This is a genomic window from Maribellus luteus, from assembly GCF_003576475.1.
Taxonomy (GTDB): domain Bacteria; phylum Bacteroidota; class Bacteroidia; order Bacteroidales; family Prolixibacteraceae; genus Draconibacterium; species Draconibacterium luteum.
On the sequence record NZ_QWGR01000009.1, the window covers coordinates 12,916 to 39,103 of the forward strand.

Below are 26,188 nucleotides of genomic sequence, written 5' to 3' on the forward strand. Positions count from 1 at the left end.
GATAATCTTAAATGAAAGCCAAAATACTGATATTATTAATAGTAGGATTATTAAGTTCTTGTAACAACCAAAAGACAAGCGATAAAGAAAATCCTATTCTGGTGGCTCAAAGAGAAGCACCTATTGGATGGATTTGGCTCAATTTATATCCTGACAGCACATTTGAATATATATCAGGAGGAGTAAGAAACAAAAGAATTTACACTGGCAATTTTAAAATGAATGCAGATACCATACTCTTTGATTATAAAGACTCAATTCCGTTTATTGGTTCTAAAGCTCTAATTTCCAACATTCACATAAATTATTTAAATGGGAAACAAAACGAAAGACTTGAAATAATTCTAAACGACCTCGCCCCCGCCGATTAGCAACCAGTGCGCCATCCCTAAGGAGTAATAAATACAACTTTCAGTCATTGGCTGAGGTACGGATTGCACCCGCCTGCAGCAGGCAGGAGTCCGCGCCGGCGAGGTAGAAAAATTTACAGCGATTCACTCAAATGCTAAACATATGAAACCAATACCCTTTATTTTAATGCTAACCTTGGTGTTGCTGACAATGCTAAGCCAAGGTCAGGATACAACCGAATGTAAAACAAACGTTTTTTGCGAGCTTGTACCCGACGGATGGGAATGCCAAATTATCAAAGAAAACTTCTCGGAGGATGACATTCCCAAACATACGCCTACCCCGGAAGCCATTGTTAAATATTACCACCCGAACAGAGAATTTGAGAACATGAACAGCATTGGGCAGGAAAGGGTGAATCCTTCATTGATCTTGAATTTATATCCGATCAGTCGTAAAAATGAATTGTCGAGATTCATTAAGTCGCAGCAATACCTCTCCCATTGCATCCCTGTTTATTATGGAGAGACAGCAGATTATTTTATAATTACGTCACCCTGTTTTAAAAATAAAGGGGTCTATGCCGAAGAAGCCAATTCTGCCATAGCAGATTTATACAAAGCCTTGGATTGCGTAGTAGTGAAAAGAAAATACCATCTAAATGAGCATTTAAAGTTTGAAAAATACTAAACACAACAAGGCACCGCTCGCACCTCCCGATAACTATCGGGAAGCAACCTATGCTATCCGTAAGGATTAAAACAGGAAGCCAGCAAGTAACCTTTTCGGCCATTAAATTTATATCGCTGCGCTGCAGCTCGGCTGTTTTTTTGTATCTCTTTTTTCTATAAATATTCTGCTGCGCCGCAGCTGTTTTTTTTGAGCAACAGCGTTGCGGTAATATGTATAGGAAAATCCAGAGGAGAGATAGTAAGCCCCATCGGGGCGAAACATCCCGGAACACCACTGCTGGAAAGATATACTCCCCCGCTCGCGCCTACCATAACTATCGGGAAGCACCCTATGCTATCCGTAAGGATTGAAACAGGAAGCCAGCAAGTAACCTTTTCGGCCATTAAATTTATATCGCTGCGCTGCAGCTCGGCTGTTTTTCTTATCTCTTTTTTCTATAAATATATTGCTGCGCTGCAGCTGTTTTTTTTGAGCAACAGCGTTGCGGTAATATGTATAGGAAAATCCAGAGGAGAGATACTAAGCCCCATCGGGGCGAAACATTCCGGAACACCACGGCTGGAAAGATATACTCCCCCGCTCGCGCCTACCATAACTATCGGGAAGCAACCTAAATACAACTTTCAGCCGTTGGTTGAGGCACGGATTACACCCGCCTGCAGCAGGCAGGAATCCGCGTCCACAAGGGCTTTACTTACTAAAAGTCAAACCATATCTGATCACATTTCATACCCATCCTCTTATCCTTCCCTGCAAGCAAGGAAGGACGATTGTCCATCAACAAATAATACTTTCATTTTGTAAACGTGTGTTGTTGTTTTCAGAGGCAAATCGTCTTTCCCTTCGCGAAATGGAGAGACAGGAGAGAGGGTAAATACGCGGCAACTAAAATGAATTTCCATCTCTGTTATTGACTATTGGAATCATGAATGTTTTATTTTCCGCCCGGCTAGCCCGCTTTTGCAACAAACCACCAAATGAACAAACCACACCGCCCATTTGCTTTACTGGTAGTGAAAACAATGTAACAACTACCAATATGCTACGAAACTATTTCTTACCGGCTGCCTTCCTGCTTGTCGCTGTTCAATCGATGGCCCAGGCCCCCTCGGGAGTTCCGTACGGAAAACCCGAACCGCTCGAACTCGATCTTTTCAATATCATTGTGTTTATTGTACTTCCGCTTGTGCTTATAGCGGTCTATATCGGGTTCAAACGCAAAAACAGGAAGAAATAAGGCTGCTTGCGGCCACAAAAAAGGCTGCCTTAAAAGACAGCCTGTATTCAGTTGCGTAAAAGCTATTTTGGTTCCCAGTAACAACGCTTCGGAGAAATAATTTTCTCTTCGGCTTTCAGTACTTTCATTGCTTTGTCAACGTCTTTCCGGTCAATTCCGGCCGCTTCGGCAATCTGGCCTGCACTCATTGGTTTTCCCGCAGCTTTCATGGCTGCCAGTACTTTTTCTTCACTCATAGCGCTACTTTTTCAGGATTAGTTTTCGAATCTTTCGGAAATCACTTTCCAGTCCACTATTTTCCAGAAATCTTCAATGTATTTCGGACGGGCGTTTTGCTTGTCGAGGTAATAAGCATGCTCCCATACATCGCAGGTAAGCAGTGGTTTTTTTCCATCGCGCAAAGGGTTGCCGGCGTTGCTGGTTTGTACAATTTCCAGTTCACCTACAGCGTTCACCACCAACCAGGCCCAACCCGAGCCAAACAAAGTGGCCGCAGCTTTCGAAAAAGCTTCTTTAAAGGCATCAAACGATCCAAATTTGGCATCGATGGCAGCCTTGAGTTCATCCTTTGGCTCTTTGCAGCCGTCGGGACTAAACTGCATGAAATAGAACGTGTGGTTCCACACCTGCGCGCCGTTGTTGAAAATTCCGCCTTCTGCCTTCAGGATAATTTCTTCCAGGCTGGCGTTTTCAAATTCGGTTCCTGCAACCAGGTTGTTTACATTGGTTACATACGCCTGATGATGTTTCCCGTAATGAAAGTTGATTGTATTCTCACTAATCACCGGTTCCAATGCATTCGCTGCATATGGAAGTTCTGGTAAACTAAAAGCCATAATTATAAAATTTAAAAGTTGTTGATTTTATGTAAAGGTATAACGTATTATTGAGGAAAAGGATTTTGGAAGGAGGTAATTTGGAAGAATTACAAATAACCTTCGACACTTAATCACACAAAGCTTTTTATCGAATTTCTACTGGTGTTCGGTGCAAAAATTCTCAGGAAATTTTCCTTTAATGCCTTTTTCGCGGTAGTAATCTTTCATTCGGTTGATGTCGGCCGTGGCATCGTCGGTAAGCTCCATTCGCTCACCGGTGGAAATGGTTTTACTGCCCCAGTCGAAACTCCCCAGGTAAACCGGAATACCCGTTTCCCGGGCAATTATATGAAAACCGGCTTTCCACTTTTTTGTAAAAGCTCTTGTTCCTTCGGGTGTTAGCGCCAGGTGCACGTAATCGTGTTCGTTTATCAGCTGAATGGTTTGGCGAATCACGTTGGCCCCGCGGGAACGGTCGATCGGAAGTCCTCCCATTTTTCTCACAAAATAGCCAAAAGGCCAAAAAAAGAATTCCTTTTTGACCAGCACATTTGCTTTTTTTCCGGCAGAAGTATAATACAACCACGAAATAACAAAATCCCAGGCACTGGTGTGCGGCACCCCTATTATTATACATTTCGGAACGTCAGGAATTCCTTCGTAAACTCCCTTCCACCCCATCAGTTTCATTATAAATTTGCTAAATCTCTTCATTTCATTTTACTTGTTAGTTCTCAACCGTCTTAATTTCAAAATTACATGCATCCGCGTATTCTTCCAATAATTTTTGGGCCAAAACCGTTGCTTCGGAAAGGATCTCCGAGGATGCATAGTCAATAATTATCATCAGAAAACGCTTGGTATCTGCGGTAACGCTCGTTCGTACCGAGTCGCTGGTAGGTGTACCGAAAGCACCGCGGTCATCCCTGAAAACCGGCATGTATTCAATGTTCAGCACGCCCCTTCCGATTCCCTCGTAAGGTTCATCTTCGGCTCCAATGCCAAAAACAATCTTCCCCTCAATCTTCTCTGCATCGTAGCCCCCTATCGAAAATCCGGTAGAGATCGAAACCAGGTTCAGGCAATCAACCACGTTATTTACCTGGTACAATTCTCCGCGGTTTACCACCCTTCTCAACAATGCCTCGGCCGACAAACGATAACGTGCCGGATCTTTTCCACAGGCTTTGTAGGCTTTTCGCGAGGATGTAATGGAAGGTATCTGGCTAATGTCTTCTATTTTCAGCTGCGATTGAAGATCCAGAATTTTAGCTTCAATCCGGCGCCACAATTCTTCATTTTTTTCCGAAGTACGAACATCGCATTCAATACACGATAGTTTCAATCCAGGAACTTTTAACGCTAATTCTGTTGAAATGCTAATTGCAGGCATAAGAACATTTGTGATTTCTGTCTGATAAAATAATGCTCAAAACTAATATTCTGGTTCGACTTTCATGATTATTATTCAACGAAAAAGCCATAACTTTTTTTAACATTAAACGAATAAACAGGTGAGCGGTTTTGGTACCAAATTTGTTTTATTGGGACGAACTATCAATAAACACTTATTTAACTTACACGATAATAACAATTTAAAAGAGAAAGATCATGAAACACGTAATTCTAATTGTTTTAATTCTTGGGGCATCTTTCGTCTTACAGGCCCAGGAGAAGGAGTTGACACGAAAAGAAAAAAAGGCGAAAATAGAAGCAGAAAAGAAAGAGAAAGTTAAGCAACTGATCTCGGATAAAACCTGGAGATTTAATGCCGACAGGATGTTGCCGTCCAATGGTCCGAGCAAAACGCTGGTTACCGATTACCGGGTAGATTTACTTTCTGACAAGATTGAATCTTATCTCCCATTTTTCGGAAGAGCCTACAAAGCAGAATATGGAAGCACCAACTCTCCGCTTGATTTTAAAGGAGAAATTGACAGCTACAACATTCAGGATTGGAAAAAAGGAGGCTGGATTGTGAATTTCAATGTAAAAAACAAAAGCGATTTTATGCAGTTTACCTTCACCATTGCATCTTCCGGCTCGGCCACACTAAGTGTAAACAGCACCGACAGGGCGCACATATCCTACCAGGGAGAAATTACAGAAATTGAAAAAGACAAGAAAGAAAAATAGAAAAGGAATCCATTGGGATTCCTTTTTTTATATTTCAAACGGAAGTTTCCGTACCAACCGTATTTCATCGGGTGTAACCAAAGCCTGCATCGGAATAACTTCCACCCCGGCGTTTACAGCCTCTTTTAATGCTGCTGCATAATCCGGATCGATGTCCGCTGCCGGAGCAAAAATAGCAACGTCAGTGCGCTGAACAATGTACAGCATCACTGCCCGCATCCCCTGCCTTTTTACTTCCAGCAACGTCTTCAGGTGCTTTTGGCCGCGGGTTGTTACCGCATCGGGAAACAAAGCGTACTCCCCTTCTTTCAGCGAAACATTCTTTACTTCCACAAAGCATTTTTCGGTATCGTTCCCGGCAAAAATATCAAAGCGCGAGTCGCTAAACGTTACTTCCCGCTGAACTTTTGTATAACCTTCAAGCCCCGGAATCTCTCCTGCAGAAATGGCTTCATAGGCCAGCAAGTTTGGGTTCGATGTATTTATCCCTACCCAACTGTCATTTATTTTGATCATTTCCCAGGTAAAACGGGTCTTGCGTTTCGGGTCGCTTGCCGGCGAAAGATAAACTTCGGCCCCTTCTTCCAGGCAGCTTTTCATGGTTCCGGAGTTGGTACAATGTGCCGTCACCACCGAACCATCATCCAGCTTCACATCTGCCAGAAAGCGTTTGTAACGCTTTATCAGTGTTCCGTGTACCAGTTTTGTCTTGAATAGCATGGCAGAAAGTAGTTTAAAGTTCAGCGTTGAGAGTTCAAAGTTAAGTTCAGGATAAAAGCTTGCAGTTCACAGCTATATGCTGAGGAAGCATTTAAGCACTTCCGCATTAAAGCATTGACTCAGTCCCTCTGTCCTTCAACATCTCAGTTCTTTACAACTGAGTCCGGGCAAACGGAACCGTGTTTTGTCCGACAAATTCCTGTTTCAAAAACTTGTAATAACCGGTTATGGCGATCATCGCAGCATTGTCCATGGTGTATTCAAACTTTGGGATGATCAGGTTCCAACGGTGCTTTTTGGCATTCTCAACCAGGGCACTTCGCAAACCCGAGTTGGCAGAAACGCCACCGGCAACGGTTATTTCCCTCACCCCCGTTTCTTTGGCTGCCTTTTTTAGTTTGCCCAGCAGTATTTCAATAATGGTATATTGAAGAGAGGCACACAAATCCGCCTTGTTTTCTTCCACAAAATGCTCGTTCTTCTTTAGTTCATCCCGCAAGAAGTACAGAAAATTGGTTTTCAGGCCGCTGAAGCTGTAGTCGAGCCCCGGTATTCGCGGGCGGCTAAACTCAAAACGCAGTGGGTTGCCTTCTTTTGCCAGCTTGTCAACATGAGGGCCTCCCGGGTAAGGAAGTCCCATAACTTTGGCACATTTGTCAAAAGCCTCGCCGGCTGCATCGTCAATGGTTTGCCCGATCACTTCCATGTCGAGGTAATCGCGTACCAGGATAATCTGCGAATTTCCGCCCGATACCAGCAAACACAGGAACGGAAATTTGGGAGGGTTGAATTCCATCCCGTTTTCTTTGATAAACAAGGCCAGCACGTGCCCCTGCAGGTGATTTACCTCGATCAGCGGAACATTCATTGCCAGCGAAAAACCTTTGGCAAACGAAGTTCCAACCAAGAGCGAACCTAACAAACCCGGCCCCCGTGTAAAAGCAACAGCAGAAACCTCAGACCGGTCGATACCTGACCGTTTGATGGCCAGTTCCACCACCGGGATAATATTTTGCTGATGAGCACGCGAAGCCAGTTCGGGCACCACTCCCCCGTATTCTTCGTGTACTTTTTGGCTGGCCACCACGTTCGATAAAATCACTCCGTCGCGAATAACCGCAGCCGAGGTATCGTCGCACGAAGACTCAATACCCAATATTGTAATTCCTTTATTTTCCATTTGTTAAATTGTACTTTTTGCTGACTCCGGTATCAACGTTTAAACTTTCCCCCGTTTTACAAATATTTTACACAGTCTTTAAATATCTGTAATTTCTCTTTTTACGTTCTAATAAAACACGAACAAACGCCCTCGGTTTATATCTTTGCGTTATTAAAAACGATTCGTTCATAAAAGAATAAATTCGCAATGAATTTATCGTCCGAAAAAGGGTATGTTCGTTTAAAAATTGCAAAATTATTAAAAAAGGCTGGAAAATATTCATCATCGTGGTTTCAGTGTTACTGGCACTGCCGATAAGCGGATATCTTGCATTACAAAACAGCAGGATACAAACCCGGCTTACCCAGCGAATTGCCACTGTTTTATCCGAACGGCTTAACGCCAAAATCAGCGTGGGGCATGTTAACATTCGCTTTTTTCGCTCTATTCACCTCGAAGATATTTTAATTGAAGATCAAAAAAGCGACACACTTCTTTTTGCCGAAGAAATCACAGCAAAGGTGGACACCCTCCGCTTCAGAAAGCATTTTATCAGCATCGACGAACTTCGTTTTACAGGCAACCAGGTAAACCTGTCGCGCGATTCAGCTGATCTTTACAATTTCAGTTTTCTGCTCGATGCCTTTGATGATTCCACCAAAAACACGCATGGTGATTGGTTTATCAAGTGCAAAACCTTTCATTTCAATACGCTTCATGTTCAGTATGCCGACAATGTTACGGATAAAAACAAGACATTGGCGGTGGACGACCTGAACCTGGATGTGACGAATTTCAAAAGCAGGGATGGCTTAACCACTTTCCAGGTAAATCAGCTAAAACTGAATTCGAACCAGAATATCCAGGTTAAAAACCTAAATGCCCGTGTTAGTTTCGCACCGCATAAACTGGAACTCTCCAACTGGAATTTTGAAAGCCGGAGTTCTCAAATATTCGGTGCGTCCCTGGTCCTGGACCTGCCGTCGGTAAGCGATTCGGTGGCAACTCCCTTGCAGGTCGATTTTCAAATTCCGGAATCCAGCATAAGCTTTCTGGAACTCGGGCAAATTATTCCGGCATTAAAGGGGATGGACCAAATGGTGAACTTGTCGGGACAGATTTTTGGCGACATCAACGACCTTAAAGGAAAAAACATCCGGTTTAGTACCGGGCAAAACACCCAAGGAGACATCGACTTTTACATCAACGATTTGCTTAACCCCGACGACATGTACCTTTTTATTGATGTAAAAGAATCGTCCACCACCTTTAACGATTTATCAAATATTCATCTGCCGAAATCAGCCAATTTTGATTATTTGCAATTTCCGGGCAGCTTTTACCAGGCGGGCATTTTAAACTTCAAAGGAAACTTCAGCGGCTTTCTTGATGATTTTGTCACTTTTGGAACCCTCCAAAGTAAAGTGGGAACCCTGACCACCGATATCCTGGTAGCACCCGAAAAGGAAGGTTCGGTTTACTACCGGGGAAACATTGCCACCAGCAATTTTCAACTGGGAAAACTACTCAGGGAAGAAAGTTTTGGAAAACTAACTTTCAACGGTTCGGTTGACGGGAAGTACAACAAATACGACGAATCGGCTTCAGGTATTTTCAAAGGCGATATAAAAACCATTGAAATCAACAATTACCCTTACAACGATATTGAGTTCGACGGAATACTGGTGGATAAAATGTTTGATGGCTTGCTGGTTATGAACGACTCAAACCTGCAGTTTTCATTCCTTGGCCAGGTTGACCTGAACCCCCAAATGCCGGAATTCGACTTTACGCTCCAGTTAAACAAAGCACATCCGGCGGGCTTAAACCTTTTCCGGAGATTCCCGGATGCCGAGATTTCGTTTAACATGAATGCCAACTTTACCGGCAACACCTTAGACAATCTGGAGGGAATTATAAACGTAAACGAAGGGTACTACAAAAACAAAAACGGCTCATTCGACCTGGGTGGACTGAGTCTAAAAACCGCTAAAAAAGACGGTGTCGATTCGCTGGTCTTTCAATCGGACTTTATGGACATCGATATTGGAGGAAACTACCATTTCAGAAACATCGTTTATGCGGTACAGCAAACCATTCAGCGTTATATTCCGTCCTATGAAGCAACCGAAGAAGGAAACGGGTCATCCAATAATTTCGGGTTTAACATCAACATAAAAGACATCAATCCGCTGGCAAATATTTTCGCTCCTGGACTAAAAATGGATACGCCCTTTTTGCTGTACGGAAAATTTGATTCCGACAACAAAGAAATTGATCTGGAAGGAAGTATCCCCGGAGTTCGCTACAAGGGAATTCTTGCCCGCGATATTTTTATCGGAAACAAGACCATCGACGAGGCTTACACTTCCAAGTTCAGATTTGGCGAAATCCGCCTGAACAACCAGATTCAGCTGTATAATTTCAGGATCGACTCGGAGCTGGCACACGATGAACTGACCAATACCATTTCGTGGAGCAATTACGACGAGCTAACCTACAGCGGAACGCTAAAAACACGCACACTTTTTTCAAAATCTGATAGTACCGATAACCTGCATGTGGTGGTGGAAGGCCAGCCGTCCAGGATTTTTATCGCTGATACGATCTGGAACATTTCGCCGTACACGGTTACGATCGATTCTTCATCTCTTTTGGTGAACGACTTTCTAATCTACAACCGAAACCAGGAAATTGCCATTGACGGACACTCCCACAAAGGACATCCCGATTTGCTAAACCTCCGTTTAAAAAACATCGACCTCTCCAACCTCAACGTTTACACAAAAAAAGACCTGGAAATAAGAGGAATAGCCAACGGAACCTTTGGTTTTGCCAACATTTTGGATAAACCTGCGGTACTTTCCGACCTGTCGATCAACGATTTTTACTACAAAGACCAGCTGATGGGCGACGTTTCCCTGATCAGTCAGTGGAACAGCAACCAGTCGAAAATAGACTCGCGGCTAAGGGTTATGAAGCAGGGAAAACTTCAGCTTGATGCTTTCGGAACTTACCTTCCCGCCACCCAGGGGCTGAATTTTGATGCCAGTTTCGACAGTGTTTCATTGATCGTTCTGGAAACTTTTATGGGCGAGAGTTTTTCCAACTTCGAAGGTTATGGTTCGGGCAAAGTAAACATCGGTGGTACAGCCGATAAGATCCTGATAAATGGCGCACTAATGGGGATAAATGCGGGTGTTACAATTGTTGCCACCCAGGTTCCGTACACGTTTAACGACAGTGTTTATTTCCGCAACGATACCATTCTTTTTGACAACTTAACCGCCTACGACAGTCAGGGAAACCAGGGAAAATTCTTCGGCACCATTGTTCATGAGAACTTTGGGAACATGCTCTACGATTTGCATGCCACCACCAACCGCATCAGGGCTCTGAACACCGGTCCCCGCGACAATGAAAAATTTTACGGAGTGGCCATTGCCCGTGGCCGGCTCGATATTACCGGCAAAGGAAAAACGGTTAGACTTTCGGGCTCTATGACTTCTTTGGCCGGCACTGATGTAAACATATCGATGGAAAGCGAGAGCGAAGTAGAAAAGTACGATTTCATCGAATTTGTGATTCCGAATCAGGTTAAAGAGTCAGAGTTCTACAAGAAACAACCGGAGGAAGAAAGCAAATTAAGCCTCAGTTTATCGGTGGAAGCTACCTCGGATGCCAAAGTTCAGCTTATTTACAATTCAAGAATCGGAGACGTTATTAAGGCCCAGGGCGAAGGGCTTTTGGTTTTCGAAATGAACGAAGACGGCGACATTTTCCTGTCGGGAAATTACAAGCCCACCCGCGGAGATTATCTTTTTACGCTGCAAAATGTTATCAACAAGCGTTTCACCATCGAACCGGGAGGCTCCATTGCCTGGTCGGGCGACCCGTATAATGCCAACATCGACCTGAAAGCGATTTACAAGTTGAAAGCCTCGCTTTACGACCTGTTTATGAACGACATCACCAACACGGCGCAAAACCAGCGGATACAGGTAGAATGCATCATTCACCTGGAAGACGAACTTTCCAACCCCACCATTAACTTCGGAATTAATTTTCCCAACGCCGAAGAACGGACCAAGGACGACCTGCAGCAATTCTTCAACACCGAAGAAGAGCTAAACAAACAAATACTTTCGCTGATCGTGATGGGGAAATTTTTTACCCCGGAATACCTGCGGGGAACCTACGAAGCTCAAAACAACAACATGCTCGGATCTACTGCCAGCGAACTGTTCTCGAACCAGCTGAGTAACTGGTTGTCGCAAATCAACGAGCACTGGGATGTGGGGGTTAACTACCGCCCCGGCAACCAGGTAAGCGATGACGAGATTGAACTGGCATTAAGCACACAAATCTTTAACGACCGTGTTACGCTAAACGGGAACATTGGCAATAACGCCAACCAGTACAGCACCAACAACAGCCAGATTGTGGGCGATTTTGAAATTAATGTAAAACTGGTACCCAGCGGCAAAATTCAACTCAAGGCTTACAGCCGCTCCAACAATAATTTATTTTACGAAACAGCGCCTTATACCCAGGGAATTGGGCTTTCGTTCACCGAAGAATACAATACCATCAACGATTTGTATAAAAAAGTGACCAGCCTTTTCAGAACCAAAAAGTGATTAAAAGGAAGCCAGAAACAAGTATATTTCTGATTATTAGTTGGAAGGTTCATAAATTCCTGACAAAATTCCTTTAAATATCCATATCAAAAAATAATTTTGTGGTCTTGAAAAGAAAGACAAAACTTAATCTCATAAAATCAAAACTATGTTTGTATTAATGGTTGTGATCTTTGTTCTGGGCTATACGGCAATTGCTCTGGAACATCCGTTAAAGGTTGATAAAGCAGCTTCAGCCTTAATCATCGGTACCCTTTGCTGGGTGGCCTATATCCTTGGTGGAGAATCGATTATTCACCTCGGGTTCAGCCCGTCCTGGAGTACATTTCTTGCCGAAAACCCCGAAGTTCATGGTCTTCATGCCATTCATGAATTTATTGTAGACTATGAAATCATTCACCATTTGGGAGAGATATCCGAGATCCTGTTCTTCTTATTGGGTGCAATGACCATTGTTGAAATGGTTGACCAGCACGAAGGTTTTAAGATTATCACAGATAAGATTAAGACTACCAATAAGGTAAAACTGCTCTGGATCCTCAGCTTTTTGACTTTCTTCATGTCTGCACTGCTCGATAACCTAACCACGACCATTGTTTTGGTAGCATTGTTGCGCAAGCTGATCGACGACAAGCAAACCCGCTGGTTTTTTGCCAGTATGGTGGTACTTGCAGCCAACGCGGGTGGCGCCTGGTCGCCCATTGGAGATGTAACAACCATTATGCTTTGGATTGGCGGGCAGATAACCGCTGCAAAAATTATCATGGGCGTATTTCTCCCCAGTCTTGTTTGCATGGTGGTTCCGCTGGCTATTCTGTCGTTTACGATGAAAGGAAACGTAACCCGTCCGACCGTTGAAGAAGAGGAAGAAAATCATATTTCAAAAGGAGAAGGCATACTGTTTTTGATACTGGGAGTTGGAGGCCTGTTGTTTGTGCCGGTTTTCAAAACCCTGACCCACCTTCCTCCCTACATGGGCATGTTGCTTTCGCTGGGAGTTTTGTGGGTAGTGAGCGAAATTAAGCACAAAGACAAGCCCAAAGAAGTTAGGAACAAACTAAAAGTAACAGCCATTCTGCGCCGTGTTGACGTACCAACCGTGCTGTTCTTCCTGGGTATACTTTCGGCCGTTGCTGCTTTGCAATCGGCGGGTCACCTGAACATCCTGGCCAAATACCTGGATGAACAACTGGGTAATATCTTCCTGATCGACCTGGCAATCGGTGTACTTTCCTCAGTGGTTGATAACGTGCCTTTGGTTGCAGGAGCAATGGGTATGTACCCGGTACACGAGCTTGGAGTAACCGGTTACGACGCGTTCTTTGTGCAGGATGGTGCATTCTGGGAATTCCTGGCATACACTGCCGGAACCGGAGGCAGCATGCTCATCATTGGTTCGGCAGCCGGTGTTGCTGCAATGGGACTCGAAAGAATCGACTTTATCTGGTACCTGAAAAAAATATCGTGGCTGGCTTTGGTAGGCTATCTGGCAGGTGCTGCTTTCTACTACATCGAATTCGGATTGTAGCGAATTAAAATCCGATTGTTCATAACTCCGTTCTTATGAGCAATTGCGACTCGGAAAGCATTTAAAATATTACGTACTTTTGCGGGGTATAATAATTAAGATTATACCCCGTTTCTATTGATAAGAATTGTAAAACATTAGTAAGAAAATATGTTGAATCTATTGATGATCCAAACTGATCTTCCGCAAGGCGTGGAAGCTGCTGTTACCGAACCGGAAGGAATTTCCACCAAGTTTATTGATCTGGCACTGAAAGGTGGCTGGATTATGATACCGATCCTGGCGCTTTCAGTGGTGGCGGTTTATATCTTTTTCGACCGCTATTTTGCCATCAAAAAAGCCGGAAAATTTGATTCGGGACTGCTTGACAAAATCAAAGTTTATATCTCAACCGGGAAAATCGACGCGGCCATTGCGCTTTGCCGCAGCAACACCAATCCTGCATCGCGCATGCTGGAAAAAGGAATCAGCCGGATTGGCCGTCCGCTAACCGACGTAAACGCAGCCATCGAAAACGTTGGTAACCTGGAAATTTCCAAACTGGAAAAAGGACTTCCGGTACTGGCTTCGGTTGCAGGGGGTGCGCCCATGATCGGGTTCCTCGGAACGGTAATGGGGATGATCCAGGCTTTTTACGACATGTCGAATGCCGGAAACAACATCGATGTTACTTTGCTGTCGACCGGTATTTACCAGGCCATGGTAACTACGGTTGCCGGTCTTATTGTGGGTATCATCGCTTACTTTGCCTACAACATTCTGGTTTCAAACGTAGAAAAAGTGGTTTTCAAAATGGAAGCTACCACTTCTGAATTTATGGATCTGTTGAACGAACCGGTATAATTCAATTTCAATGGCATTAAAAAAACGAAATAAAGTAAATGCAGCATTCAGCATGTCGTCGATGACCGACATTGTGTTTCTTTTGCTGATATTCTTTATGGTCACGTCCACCTTGATTGCGCCCAATGCGTTGAAACTGCTCTTGCCCCAAAGCAGCAATCAAACATCCGCCAAGCCGATCACGACCATTTCGATCACAAAAGACATAAAATATTACATCAACGACGATAATAAACTGAACAGAGTAGCATTCAACGAAATTGAGCCTTTTCTGCGCAACAAGTTTGGCACAGGCAACGACGATATTTTCATTTCACTTCATGCCGACCAAAGTGTGCCGGTAAACGAAGTGGTAAAAATTATGAACATTGCCCGCCGGAACAAGTATAAAATGATACTGGCAACCGCGCCCGAATAATATTGGCATTGCATCAGAACATGAAGGAAACAGAATACTATAGCGAACGCAAAAAAGGAATCATCGGCACCATCGTATTTCACGTGATTGTGCTCATGTTATTGCTATTCCTTGGATTCTTTACCCCGCTACCATTGCCGGGCGAGGAAGGTATTCTGGTAAACTTTGGTAATTCTGAAAATGGTTTGGGCGACCGCGAACCGGCTCCGGCACGGCAGAAACAACCGACACCTACGCCTGCTCCGCCCAAGCGCGAAGAACAAAAGGCAACGCCTCCGCCGGCCACTACTCCACCGCCTGCTCCAAAGTCGAATCCGCAGCCTGCCAAAGAAGTGGCCATGACTCAGGATTACGAGAAAACAGTGGCAATTGAAGCCGCTGAAAAGAAAAAAAAGGAGGAAGAGCGTAAAAGACAAGAGCAGTTAGCCGAAGAACGCCGCAAACAACAGGCTGAAGAAGCCGAAAGAAAAGCATTGGCAGACGCAGAAGCAAAGAGAAAAGCAGAGGCAGATGCCAAGGCTAAAGCCGAGGCACAGGCAAAAGCGAAAGCGGAAGCAGAACGCAAAGCCAAAGAGGAAGCAGAACGGAAACGTCTGGAAGAAGAGCAACGCAAAATAAACGAAATAAACTCGCGTACGCAGGGAGCTTTTGCCAAAAGCGGCAACGGAACCGGCGGTACCGGAAGCGGTGACGGAAAAAGCCAGGGAGTTACATTCCCCGGAGGTAACCAGGGTGTGCCCACCGGCGATCCGAATGCGGGGAACTACGGCCAGGGTGGCAGCGGTTCTGGTAACCAGGGCTCTGGTATTTCATTCAGTTTATCGGGCCGGTCGGCCATTTCCCTGCCGAAACCTCAATACCCGGGCAACGATGCCGGAGTAGTGGTGGTGAAAGTTACGGTAGACAAAACCGGGAAAGTAACCAGCGCCGAAGCGGGTGTCAGAGGCACAACCATTATGGACCAGAAATTCTGGAACGAAGCCAAACAGGCAGCGCTAAAAGCACGCTTCAATGTAAGCGAAAGTGCACCCGCTTTCCAGCAGGGAACAATATCCTACCGTTTCGTACTCGATTAGCGTTAAAATCATTTCCTTTGTACTCGAAGCACAGAGAACACATTATGTATAATTTCTGACAATCATCAATGTTTATGCCCGTGCTTTTTTAGTCATTTGCAAAAAATTTTCAGATCATGGCATTTCTGACAAAAGACAAGATTTTTAGTAAACTCTGGTTCAAACACTATTTGTTTATTGTTATTGGCTCTTTTATTCTGGCCTCCTCTTTTGTATTCTTTATTACACCGCATAAAATCGTTCCGGGAGGTGTTTACGGTATTTCCATCGTGGTTCACTACCTCACCAAGGGCGTATTTTCTTTCTGGCCCGACGGTATCCCCGTGGGTTTGTTTGCCTTATTGCTGGATATCCCGCTGATTATTGCCGGAATAAAAATTCTGGGGCCGCGCTTTGGCGTAAAAACCATTATGGGCTCGATACTCACCGCCACATTTAACGATGTGATCACCTGGATGCGTCCGGTTGCTGCCGATGTACCGCTGGTAAACGACGTGCTTTTGTCGTGCGTATTTGGAGGCGTGCTGGCCGGATTTGGGTTGGGACTGATTTTTAAATCGAGAGCTACCTCGGGCGGATCGGATATTATTGCCATGATTATTGCCAAATACACGCGTTTACAACTGGGCCGCCTTATGATCTATGTCGACTCGGTGATCGTTCTTTTTGGCTTGCTGGCCTTTGGCGACTGGGCCATCCCCCTGTATTCATGGGTAGTGATTTTCATAACCGGGAAAGTGATCGACATAACACTGGAAGGAGCCGACTACAACAAGGCGCTTTTTATTATTTCGAAACAACATGCGCTTATAAAAGATAAACTGCTGAACGACCTCGAACGTGGTGGCACTTATTTTAAAGGAAAAGGCATGTACACCGACGAAGACAAAGAGATAATTTACACGGTGGTAAGTCGTCGCGAAGTGGCCATTCTGGAAGAATACATCAGTAAAATCGATCCCGATGCCTTTATCACCATCATGGATACCAAGGAAATTCTGGGTGAAGGCTTTCAGAACCTGAATCAGAAACTAAGCGGGTAATTACCAAAACTTATTCTACGGATTTTTATGCATCGTCTGGCTGACGAGCGCTGACCAAACAGTTTTTCATGGCTTGTCTGACAGACACGGAATGACCGAACAGTTTTTCATGGTTTGTCTGACAGACATGAGTTCACAAATCATTTTTTCAGGTTTTGTCTGACAGACACGGAATCACCAAACAGTCTTTCAAGCTTTATCTGCTGACGTTTTAAGGAACAATCTTACGGAGAGTAAGCCCAACTTTTAGTGTATTCCACGTTCAGTAGTGATTTTCTTCTTACCTTTAAAAGCACGCACAAAAAGAAAATGTATGATTATTGTCTTTGTGGCCTACCTGCTTGTACTGATAGCCATTGTAGCCTATTCGGCACGACGTTCTAAAACCAACAACGATTTTGTCATAGGCGGAAAAAAGATTTCCGGGTTCTCGCTGGCTCTGTCGGAAAGAGCTACCGGAGAATCAGCCTGGTTGCTGCTGGGCCTAACCGGGCTTGCCTATTCCGAAGGAATGGCCGCTATTTGGGTGGCTTTGGGCTGTGTTTCGGGCATTTTATTTTTGTGGACTTTTCTGGCACAACCGCTGCAAAAACTCACCGAAAAAACCGGGGCATTAACCGTTCCCGGGTTGTTCTCTGCAAAGTTCAAAGGCACACAGCGAAGTTTTGGGGTTCTTTCGTCGCTGATCATTATCTTCTTTTTTGTTTTGTACATAGCGGCACAATTTAGCGGTGCCGGAAAAATCTTTAACGACACCTTTCGTATCGATCCTTTCTGGGGAATGGTAATCGGCTCGTCGCTAGTAACTTTGTATACCATGCTCGGCGGTTTTATTACCGTGGTGGCTACCGATGCTTTTCAGGCCATTCTAATGGTCATTACCTGTGTTGTTTTGCCCATTATTGCGCTCGGCATTGCGGCCACCAACAACATCGACATTGCCAGCGCCATTACGCAGGCCAGCTACACCGTTCCGCTCAATGCCGGTACGGTAAAACAGGCTACCGGAGGTTTGCTTATTCTGAACGGGTTAAGCTGGGCCTTTGGTTATACCGGGCAACCGCAGCTCCTTACCCGGATGATGGCCATGCGCAGCCAAAAAGAAACCCAACAAAGCCGGTGGCTGGCTATTTTCTGGACTTTGCTGGCCTATATCGGTGCTTTTCTGATCGGGATTATTGGTTACAAACTGGTACAAGCCGGCTTATTGGGCGAAGCAGCCGCGTCGGTAAGTAACGATGCCGAAAAAATAATGCCTGTTATGGTGATGACTTTGTTGAACCCCATCCTGGCCGGAATCCTTTTATCCGGTGCTGTTTCTGCCATGATGTCCACTGCCTCCTCGCAGCTGATGGTGGTTTCGTCATCGATGACCGAAGACTTTTACCTGCATGTTACCAAAAAGAAAATCAGCGAAAAAAGAATGCTCAACCTTAACAAGCTGCTCACGCTGGGAGTCGGCTTGGTGGGATTTCTGCTGGCAATAACCATGGAAGACACGGTTTACGGCCTGGTGTCTTATGCCTGGAGTGGAATCGGAGCATCGTTCGGTCCCGCCATTGTGTTACTGGTTTTCTGGAAAAGATTATCGAGGGCCGGCGTATTTGCCAGCCTCGTCACCGGCACCATCACCGCGGTAGTGTGGAAAACCTGGCTGGTTGATGTCACCGGTATATCAGAACGTCTGGCAAGTTATGTGCTCGCCTTTTCGTTGGCAGTGGTGTTCAGCCTTTTATTTCCGGAACAAAAAGAGACCAGGCAAACCGGAAAATCTTAATACGTGGAATTACCCGAAAAGTAGTTCATAAAACGATTACTCGACTAGTTATGAAAAGATTCCGATCCGTCAATCGACGAATCGGAATGACTGGCTTTAGGAGGTGTCCGCTTCAAGGATAGGTGGTTTGGCGGCTGTGCCGCCAAACCACCTATCCTTGAAGCCTGTCTCAAACTAGCCCTTTGTCATTCTGAGCGAATTCGTCAGCCGACGAAGAAGCGAAAGAACCTATACCCTCAATTTGTTAATAGCTCCTACAATACTGATTTCTCAAAGTTAATTCCGAAAAAATTGTTTTAAGCCCGTAAATAAACTGTTATCTTCGTGCCTCGGCTAAAATACTATGGATTTTTCAGGGAAAACAATATGGGTGACCGGAGCTACTTCGGGGATCGGAAAAGAAGTTGCACTGGCACTTTCAAAAGAAAAATGCACACTCATTCTTTCGGGCAGAAACGAAGCCGCGTTGGAAGAGGTTGCCTCTCTTTGCACTGGCAACGGGAGCACCACTTACCCGGTTTCTTTTGACTTGGGAAACATACCCACCATTGAAACCGCGTATCAAAAAGTAAATGCAAAAGGCCTTGTTCCCGATGCTTTGTACCATTTTGGAGGAATCAGTCAGCGCGCACTGGTAAGCGAAACGCCGCTACACGTAGACCGGAAAATTTTTGAAGTGAATTATTTTGGCACCATCGCCCTTACCAAACTGGTTTTACCGGGTATGATTGCCAAAGGCGACGGCCACATTGCAGCCACATCAAGCATCGTTGGTAAATTCGGATTCCCGTACCGCTCGTCGTATTCGGCATCCAAACAGGCCTTGCATGGTTTTTTTGAAAGCCTTTTAGCCGAGAATAAGCAAAACAACATCCGCGTTTCAATGATCATCCCGGGATTTATCAGTACAAATATCTCGGTAAATGCGGTGAACAGCTCGGGCGAGGCACACGGCAAGCTCGACGAAAACCAGGCCGGAGGAATGCCCGCTGATCAATGTGCAAAAATCATTTGCAAAGGATTAAAAAGGGAAAAGAAAGAGATACTGGTAGGTAACAAGGAAATTATAATGGTTTACATTCGCAGGTTTTTGCCGCGATTATATTACTATCTTGCGTCGCGTGTAAAACCGATGTGATATTTAAATGGAAGTCAGAGTATGAAGGAGCAGATTAATGGCATACAACAGTTAGGAGTTGGGGTTGAAAATTTTCACGAAGCATGGAAATGGTACCGCAAGCATTTTGCGATGGACATCAGGATGTTTGAAGAAGAGGCAACTGCAGAGTTAATGCTGGCTCACACCGATGGCAAACCCCGGAAAAGACATGCCGTTCTTGCATTGAACATGCAGGGAGGAGGCGGATTTGAAATTTGGCAGCACACCGGGAAAAAACCCACCCCCTGCCCTTTCGACCTCAACCTGGGCGACTTGGGAATTAACATCGGCAAAATAAAAACGGCTGACATTCAGGCGGCTTACGACAAGTTCAAAGCATCGAAACTCAATATTTTAACCCCAATCACCAAAGATCCGTCGGGTAACGATCATTTCTTTCTGAAAGACATTTACCAGAATATCTGGGAGTTCAAAACCAAAAAGGAAGTTTTCAGGAAAAAGGAAAAATCAGTGAGTGGCGGGGTAATCGGAGCCATTATCGGTGTTAAGAACATGGAGGAAAGCCTCCCCGTTTACCAGGATATATTAAGCTACGATCAGATTGTTTACGATAAAACCGGACAGTTTGAAGACTTCAAAGGATTGCCCGGAGGCGATAAAACATTCCGCCGTGTACTGCTCAAACATTCCGATGTAAAGCAGGGGGCATTCAGTCCGTTTTTCGGCCAATCGGTTATCGAACTGGTAGAAGCACAAGATTACGAACCACGTGACATTTACGAAGGCAGAATCTGGGGCGATCCCGGATTTATCCACCTCTGTTTTGATATCAACGGAATGGATGCTTTCCGTGAAAAGGCAAAAAAACTGGGGCATCCTTTTACCGTCGACAGCGCCAAAGCGATGGAGTCGTTCGACATGGGAGAAGCCGCCGGTAACTTTGCCTACATCCAGGCTCCGGAAGGAACTTTGATCGAATTTGTAGAAACCCATAAAATTCCGATTCTCAAAAAAATAGGCTGGTACATCGATTTCCGGAAACGGGGCCATCACCCGCTGCCCGACTACGTGTTAAAGCTGTTCCGGTTTATGCGAGTGAAAGACCGCCAGAAAAAGTAAACATCTTTTGAGGCTGGTTGGCTCTTTTACTATCCAACAATCAATACCGGAGGAAAGCGCTTAGCGGATCACAACCGCTTTATCGTACATGTAACTGAACACTGTTTTCCGTTTTTTACATCTTCCTGTCTCTGAAACCATTCAGAAGCGCCAAAATTGTTATTTTTAGCATCGGATATACAAAGCACGAATAACAAACTGACAATTTTAACAAGATGCAAAATACCCTGGTTCTCATTCTGTTTTGCCTGCTAAGCGGAAAGCTTTTGGCAGCAGACCCGGTTAAATATGAAAAAGCCGACAAGCAAGTGCTTGAAAATGTTTTTGAGGCGCTCAAAACAAAAAAAGAGGCGTCGACAGCCGAGTTGGTAGTTGCCACCGGCATGCAGTTTCTGAATACGCCTTATGTGGCCCACACCTTGGAATCGGAAAAAGAAGAATTGATCATTAACCTGCGCGAACTGGATTGTACCACTTTTGCCGAGAACTGTCTTGCCATTGCCCGAACGATAAAAAGCGGCCAACCCACCTTTGAAAACTTTACCAACGAATTGCAGCAACTAAGGTACCGCCACGGAAAAATTGAGGAATACCCTTCGCGTTTGCACTATTTCAGCGATTGGATTTACGAGAACGCTCAAAACGGAGCGATTAAAGATGTAACTCAACAGGTTTGTAACACTCCTTTTCCACTTCAGGTAGATTTTATGAGTACGCACCCCGACAGCTACAAACAACTCAAACAAAATAGCGCGTGGATAGAGGAAATGAAAGCTATTGAAGCGGCTATCAGCCAAAGAACGATGTATTATGTTCCGGTTGAAAAAGTGGAAGAAGTGGAAGACCAGCTAAAAAGCGGAGATATTATTGGCATTACTACCTCCGTAAAAGGGCTTGACATGACACACGTGGGTATTTTGATAAAAGTAAACGGACGAATACACCTGATGCACGCGTCTTCAAAACTGATGAAAGTGGTGATTTCGGAAGAGCCGCTCTCCGAGTATCTAAAGGGAGGAAAAAGCAATACCGGCATAATGGTTGCAAGGCCCTAATGGCTGCTTTTTGCCTTAATCAAAACTAAATAAACCTGAAACATTGGAATTTTTCAAAGACTTTAGTTAAATAGATTAAACTGAATTAAGTAATTTGCAGTAGTTATAATAAATTTTGAAGCTATGAAGAAAACAATCAAAAGGACTTTACTTGCATTAAGTATTATTGTAGGGAGTGTTATTGTTGGAAATGCACAGGAACTAGGGGTTCGTTTCGGCGATGTTTCCGGAGGGAATGTGGCGATCGACGGGATTTTTAGTACCGGAAAATTTAGCCGTATTCATGCCGACGTTTCTTTTGGCGATGGCATGGGAGTGGATTTAATATGGGACTTTATTTACCGCCCTATCACCGACGAAGCTTTTAACTGGTACCTGGGCGTAGGACCTTACGCCGTTTTTGACGACCCGTTTTGGTTGGGTGCTGCCGGTGAGATTGGTCTGGAATACAAATTCAATTCCATCCCTATTTCCTTAAGTGTTGACTGGAGGCCCGAACTTAGCCTTGTAGAAGAAACCGACTTTCATGCCGGTGGATTTGGGCTCAACATTCGCTACGTATTCAATTATTAGCATAAAAAGCGAATACAAAAGAAAGAGGCTGTTCATTTAGAACAGCCTCTTTTTGTATCTCATCAACAATGGATTACAACAGAATAGTAACTCCTACTTTACCGCCAGAGAAAACGTTTCCGCCTCCTAACTCAAGGTTCACCCCAATTTTATCGGAAAAGAAATACCTGCCACCTACCTGGGCATTCAAATACAAGCCAGAAGAACCGCTTCCGCTGTAATAATCACCACCAGGGCCATCGTATTTCGAATTGAAAACGGAATACCCCAGCGATAAACCGGCATAAAAGTCAAACTGCGAAGGAATGTTCAATACTTCGTTGAAGTGATAGTTTGCCAAGCCTGAAATGGAAGTATAGCTGGTTTTCCACTTGCTGGAACTGTAAGATTCCGACTTGCTCCTGTACGAAAGCTCTCCACCCACCGAAATATTGTTGCCAATGCCATACTCCAGACCGCCGTAAACCGGCAATCCCCAACTCGACAAACCAATACCCGTATTAATCTGCATCGCTCCCTTTTCAAGAGGTGCCTGTGCTACCGATGCAAAACTTACTAAACAAACCATCACAAAAAATAAAATTCTCTTTTTCATAATTTTCCAGATTAAATTGATTAACATTTATTATTTATACTCTGCATTTTGCATAACAAATTACCGTGTAAAATCCCTGAAGAGACACAACCATAGTGCGGCCTCTCATTTAGGCATTAACAATAAATTTTAAGCGTTGGTGTATTGAATAGTTTTCCTGTTAGTTGATTTTAACAGGCATAATAACACGGATGAGAAAAGGATTGTTTATGTTCATTTAAATAAAAATGAAGGGCGACATTCGAATAAAACGGTATATGATTACACGCCAATTATTTATCGGATATCATTTTCTTTCATTTTGAAATACCGGCGAAGCAGAACTTTCTTCAAATCGCGTACGATTACCTGGTGGGCGATAATCTCCAGGTGGGAATAATGCGGGAGTTCCTGCTGGGCTTTCTGGATTTCGCGATCGGTAATATCGACCTGGTAAAGCACGGAAAGCAGTAAATCGTAGTTCCTTTCAACCAAAGTGGCAATTTGATGAATGAGCTGATGGTGCAGCTCTTCGTAAGCATGCTCGGTATCGCCCGAGAAAGTGATCTCCACTCCAAACATGCCAAAGTCTTTCATAATTTGCTCGGCAGTTTGTTGTACTATTTCCGCCCTGCTTAGCAGCACATCTACATTTTGATTGGTTACCTGTGGAAGATCCATGTCTTGATTTTTTTTCAAAGATACAATTTATGCTTTATCCACCTCCCCCTTTATCGCTTCCTGAAAACTCCTTTGCGAACATAAAAAATCATTCTAAATAGTAGTCGCAGCAGTTCATCAAAAAAATTGAGGTATAACAAATTAGCCTTAATATTTATTTGGATCAGATGCCTATACGAACAGTGGTGGTAATTTTTGCATACATTCGTTTATCATTTTTCGTTCTATCAAAAAGAAGAATTCATGGCGAAGTATAGAAAATCTGAGGAAGGATACAGAACTCTGACACTGGGAGAAGAAATTTTCAACAGCATAACCCACGGAATAGGAACTTTGCTGAGCATTGCGGCACTTGTGCTTTTAGTGGTGTTTGCAGCCATTAAAGGGACTGCCTGGCATGTGGTAAGTTTCAGCATTTTTGGTTCTACCCTGGTGCTTCTTTACCTGGCTTCGACTTTGTACCATAGTTTTACAAAAGAAAAGCTTAAAAACCTGTTTGTGCGCTTCGACCATGCTGCCATATTTTTACTGATAGCCGGAACTTACACCCCTTTTGTCTTGACCACCATACGAGGGGCGCTCGGCTGGACTTTGTTTGGCATTATCTGGGCGCTGGCCATTATTGGTGTTGTCATTCGTTCCATTTACCTTACCCGTTTCAGAAAACTGATGGTTGGGATTTACCTGGCTATGGGCTGGATGTTTTTGATGGCAGTAGTGCCAATGGTCAGAAACCTTCCCACTTCAAGTATTGTATTTTTGTTTGCAGGCGGCGGATGTTACTCAGTAGGTGTTATTTTCTACGCATGGCGCAACCTGAAATATGGCCACGGAATATGGCACCTGTTTGTACTGGCCGGAAGCATTATGCATTTCTTCTCTGTTTTATACAGCCTCAATTAAAGCAAATCACCAAATTCCGGGACACACCTAAAAGGATTGACTCAAACTGTATCAATCTTTTATCAAGCTGTGTTCAATCTTTTTTGATTTATAAAGTTGAGGGGTTAACATTAAAAACTACGTTAATTTCAAAAACTTCTCATAAGCAGCTTCCCAATCAAGGTTAGCTGCCGGTACATATTCCTGTGGTTCAAACGAACGTTTAACGATCGTTCTGATTTCAGATAAAGAAGAAACCTCACCCAGCGCTTTTGCCTGTATCATCAGGTTGCCAATGGCTGTAGCTTCCGTTGGGCCCGCCCAAACCGGTATTCCGGTGGCGTCGGCGGTTAGCTGGTTCAGCATTTCATTGCGCGCACCACCGCCAATGATATGAAGTTTTTCGATTTTATTTCCGGTGACCGATTCCACCTGGTGAATGGTATATTTGTATTTTAAAACCAGGCTGTCGTAAATACAACGCGCTACTTCGCCCTTTGTTTGGGGAACTACCTGCCCTGTTCTTGCACAAAATTCCTGAATGGCTTTGGGCATGTTTCCCGGGTTCAAAAATACCGGATCATCCGGGTTAATCAGGCATTTAAAATGCTCAGCCTCGCAGGTCAGGTCAACAATCTCCTGCCAGTCCATTTCCTTTTCCTCGTCCCAAATACGCTTGCATTCCTGGATCAGCCACATTCCCATAATGTTTTTCAGGAAACGTGTTGTACCATCCACACCGCCTTCGTTGGTAAAGTTCATCCGAAGCGTTTCTTCCGATACCAGCGGAGTCGGACTTTCGATTCCCAGCAGCGACCAGGTTCCCGAACTCAGGTACGCCCAGTTTCCGTCCTCAGCAGGCACTGAAGCAATGGCCGAAGCCGTATCGTGCGAAGCAACCGCAATACACGGTATTTCGGCACTTCCGGTGTCTTCCTGTATTTCTGCCAAAATGGTACCGATCACTTCGCCCGGCTGGACAATCGTTCCCAATAGTTCTTTTGAAATTCCACAGGCTTTAACCAGCTTTTCTTCCCATTCCGCTTTTCCGGGTTTCAGCATCTGCGAAGTGCTGGCAATGGTATATTCATTCTTTTTAACCCCGGTAAACAGGTAGTTGAGTGTATCGGGCGTAAAAAGCAGGCTTTTGGCAATGTTTAGCCGGGAGTGGCTTTCCTTGTTCGAAGCAAACAGCTGAAACAAGGTATTAAACTGCATAAACTGAATGCCTGACAGTAAATAAGTTTCCTCTTTCGGCATTACCCCGAAAAATTCTTCCATCGCATGATCAGTGCGGTGGTCGCGATAGGCAAAAGGCAGGCCCACCAATTGGCCCGATGCAGAAACCAGCGAGTAATCAACTCCCCAGGTATCGATCCCGATGGAGTCGGGTTGTATTTTGTATTCGTTGACACATTTTTTCAGACCGGTCTTCAATTCATCAAACAGGCTGTAAATATTCCAGTAGTAGCTGCCATGTATACGAATCATTTGATTTTTAAACCGATGTATTTCCTGAAGTTCCAGGTTTCCTTTCTCCAGTGTTCCCAATATTGCTCTCCCACTCGATGCTCCGAGGTCAAAGGCCAGAAAATGTTTTTTACTCATTGTAGATTCAGGTTCAATTTATCCTTCTGCAAAATAAGCATTTCTTTGGTCTCCGGGTATCCTGTGGTATCTTGATGCCGGGACAAAAAGTTTGCTTATTGATCAATAAATCTATTCGCAGGGATTGACTCATA

General features: G+C 44.4%; 25 protein-coding genes. 16 read left to right on the forward strand and 9 right to left on the reverse strand.

What is annotated here, in order from left to right; genetic code table 11:
- The first annotated feature begins 11 nt into the window (after positions 1-11).
- From D1614_RS15335 to D1614_RS15345, 3 genes are all read left to right on the forward strand, one after another.
- On the forward strand, positions 12-371 hold the full coding sequence (locus D1614_RS15335; RefSeq protein ID WP_119438846.1) for a hypothetical protein: 360 nt from the start codon (positions 12-14) through the stop codon (positions 369-371).
- 142 nt (positions 372-513) lie between these two features.
- Positions 514-1,041, forward strand: coding sequence for a hypothetical protein (locus D1614_RS15340; protein ID WP_147384250.1), 528 nt, complete (start codon positions 514-516; stop codon positions 1,039-1,041).
- A 928-nt stretch (positions 1,042-1,969) separates the two neighbouring features.
- Positions 1,970-2,281 carry a hypothetical protein gene (locus D1614_RS15345; protein ID WP_119438848.1) on the forward strand — a complete coding sequence of 104 codons (312 nt, stop codon included), beginning with the start codon at positions 1,970-1,972 and terminating at the stop codon, positions 2,279-2,281.
- A 62-nt stretch (positions 2,282-2,343) separates the two neighbouring features.
- On the opposite strand, the gene D1614_RS15350 is transcribed toward D1614_RS15345, so the two are convergent.
- The 4 genes from D1614_RS15350 to D1614_RS15365 all read right to left on the reverse strand — a co-directional run bounded on the left by D1614_RS15350 (position 2,344) and on the right by D1614_RS15365 (position 4,444).
- The gene (locus tag D1614_RS15350; protein WP_119438849.1) at positions 2,344-2,517 is read right to left on the reverse strand and encodes a MarR family transcriptional regulator; all 174 of its coding nucleotides are present in this window, start codon (positions 2,515-2,517) and stop codon (positions 2,344-2,346) included.
- An 18-nt stretch (positions 2,518-2,535) separates the two neighbouring features.
- Positions 2,536-3,117 carry a superoxide dismutase gene (locus D1614_RS15355; RefSeq protein ID WP_119438850.1) on the reverse strand — a complete coding sequence of 194 codons (582 nt, stop codon included), beginning with the start codon at positions 3,115-3,117 and terminating at the stop codon, positions 2,536-2,538.
- A 138-nt stretch (positions 3,118-3,255) separates the two neighbouring features.
- Positions 3,256-3,813, reverse strand: a complete 558-nt coding sequence (locus D1614_RS15360) for a 1-acyl-sn-glycerol-3-phosphate acyltransferase (protein WP_119438851.1) — start codon at positions 3,811-3,813, stop codon at positions 3,256-3,258.
- A gap of 13 nt (positions 3,814-3,826) precedes the next feature.
- A complete protein-coding gene (locus D1614_RS15365; RefSeq protein WP_162304523.1) occupies positions 3,827-4,444 on the reverse strand; it encodes a B3/B4 domain-containing protein in 618 nt (205 codons plus the stop codon).
- A gap of 266 nt (positions 4,445-4,710) precedes the next feature.
- Between D1614_RS15365 and D1614_RS15370 the strand changes: the two genes are divergently transcribed.
- Positions 4,711-5,235, forward strand: coding sequence for a DUF4251 domain-containing protein (locus D1614_RS15370; protein ID WP_119438853.1), 525 nt, complete (start codon positions 4,711-4,713; stop codon positions 5,233-5,235).
- Between the two features lie 27 nt (positions 5,236-5,262).
- On the opposite strand, the gene sfsA is transcribed toward D1614_RS15370, so the two are convergent.
- Both sfsA and tsaD read right to left on the reverse strand, forming a co-directional pair.
- Positions 5,263-5,955 carry a DNA/RNA nuclease SfsA gene (gene sfsA, locus D1614_RS15375; protein WP_119438854.1) on the reverse strand — a complete coding sequence of 231 codons (693 nt, stop codon included), beginning with the start codon at positions 5,953-5,955 and terminating at the stop codon, positions 5,263-5,265.
- 151 nt (positions 5,956-6,106) lie between these two features.
- Positions 6,107-7,135, reverse strand: a complete 1,029-nt coding sequence (gene tsaD, locus D1614_RS15380) for a tRNA (adenosine(37)-N6)-threonylcarbamoyltransferase complex transferase subunit TsaD (RefSeq protein WP_119438855.1) — start codon at positions 7,133-7,135, stop codon at positions 6,107-6,109.
- 269 nt (positions 7,136-7,404) lie between these two features.
- Between tsaD and D1614_RS15385 the strand changes: the two genes are divergently transcribed.
- From D1614_RS15385 to D1614_RS15435, 11 genes are all read left to right on the forward strand, one after another.
- The gene (locus D1614_RS15385; protein ID WP_119438856.1) at positions 7,405-11,757 is read left to right on the forward strand and encodes a translocation/assembly module TamB domain-containing protein; all 4,353 of its coding nucleotides are present in this window, start codon (positions 7,405-7,407) and stop codon (positions 11,755-11,757) included.
- Positions 11,758-11,905: 148 nt separating this feature from the next.
- On the forward strand, positions 11,906-13,285 hold the full coding sequence (gene nhaD, locus D1614_RS15390; RefSeq protein WP_119438857.1) for a sodium:proton antiporter NhaD: 1,380 nt from the start codon (positions 11,906-11,908) through the stop codon (positions 13,283-13,285).
- Positions 13,286-13,435: 150 nt separating this feature from the next.
- Positions 13,436-14,128, forward strand: a complete 693-nt coding sequence (locus D1614_RS15395) for a MotA/TolQ/ExbB proton channel family protein (protein WP_119438858.1) — start codon at positions 13,436-13,438, stop codon at positions 14,126-14,128.
- A 10-nt stretch (positions 14,129-14,138) separates the two neighbouring features.
- Complete coding sequence (locus D1614_RS15400) at positions 14,139-14,546, forward strand: ExbD/TolR family protein (protein ID WP_119438859.1); 408 nt, start codon at positions 14,139-14,141, stop codon at positions 14,544-14,546.
- A 20-nt stretch (positions 14,547-14,566) separates the two neighbouring features.
- On the forward strand, positions 14,567-15,622 hold the full coding sequence (gene tolA / locus D1614_RS15405; protein ID WP_119438860.1) for a cell envelope integrity protein TolA: 1,056 nt from the start codon (positions 14,567-14,569) through the stop codon (positions 15,620-15,622).
- A 116-nt stretch (positions 15,623-15,738) separates the two neighbouring features.
- Complete coding sequence (locus D1614_RS15410; protein ID WP_119438861.1) at positions 15,739-16,665, forward strand: YitT family protein; 927 nt, start codon at positions 15,739-15,741, stop codon at positions 16,663-16,665.
- Positions 16,666-16,978: 313 nt separating this feature from the next.
- On the forward strand, positions 16,979-18,442 hold the full coding sequence (locus D1614_RS15415; protein WP_119438862.1) for a sodium/proline symporter: 1,464 nt from the start codon (positions 16,979-16,981) through the stop codon (positions 18,440-18,442).
- Positions 18,443-18,785: 343 nt separating this feature from the next.
- Positions 18,786-19,580, forward strand: a complete 795-nt coding sequence (locus tag D1614_RS15420; RefSeq protein WP_119438863.1) for an SDR family NAD(P)-dependent oxidoreductase — start codon at positions 18,786-18,788, stop codon at positions 19,578-19,580.
- Positions 19,581-19,601: 21 nt separating this feature from the next.
- Entirely contained in the window at positions 19,602-20,681 is a 1,080-nt protein-coding gene (locus tag D1614_RS15425; protein ID WP_119438864.1) for a VOC family protein, read from the forward strand.
- A 215-nt stretch (positions 20,682-20,896) separates the two neighbouring features.
- Complete coding sequence (locus tag D1614_RS15430; protein ID WP_119438865.1) at positions 20,897-21,736, forward strand: N-acetylmuramoyl-L-alanine amidase-like domain-containing protein; 840 nt, start codon at positions 20,897-20,899, stop codon at positions 21,734-21,736.
- Between the two features lie 123 nt (positions 21,737-21,859).
- Positions 21,860-22,309 carry a hypothetical protein gene (locus tag D1614_RS15435; protein ID WP_206610044.1) on the forward strand — a complete coding sequence of 150 codons (450 nt, stop codon included), beginning with the start codon at positions 21,860-21,862 and terminating at the stop codon, positions 22,307-22,309.
- A 73-nt stretch (positions 22,310-22,382) separates the two neighbouring features.
- Here the strand turns inward: D1614_RS15435 and D1614_RS15440 are convergent, their stop codons facing one another.
- Positions 22,383-22,904 carry an outer membrane beta-barrel protein gene (locus D1614_RS15440; RefSeq protein WP_119438982.1) on the reverse strand — a complete coding sequence of 174 codons (522 nt, stop codon included), beginning with the start codon at positions 22,902-22,904 and terminating at the stop codon, positions 22,383-22,385.
- A gap of 276 nt (positions 22,905-23,180) precedes the next feature.
- Positions 23,181-23,582, reverse strand: a complete 402-nt coding sequence (locus D1614_RS15445; RefSeq protein WP_147384252.1) for a hypothetical protein — start codon at positions 23,580-23,582, stop codon at positions 23,181-23,183.
- 225 nt (positions 23,583-23,807) lie between these two features.
- Between D1614_RS15445 and trhA the strand changes: the two genes are divergently transcribed.
- Entirely contained in the window at positions 23,808-24,467 is a 660-nt protein-coding gene (trhA, locus tag D1614_RS15450; protein WP_119438867.1) for a PAQR family membrane homeostasis protein TrhA, read from the forward strand.
- Between the two features lie 117 nt (positions 24,468-24,584).
- Here the strand turns inward: trhA and rhaB are convergent, their stop codons facing one another.
- Positions 24,585-26,054: a rhamnulokinase gene (gene rhaB, locus D1614_RS15455; protein ID WP_119438868.1), complete on the reverse strand. Its 1,470-nt coding sequence runs from the start codon at positions 26,052-26,054 to the stop codon at positions 24,585-24,587.
- Positions 26,055-26,188: the final 134 nt, after the last annotated feature.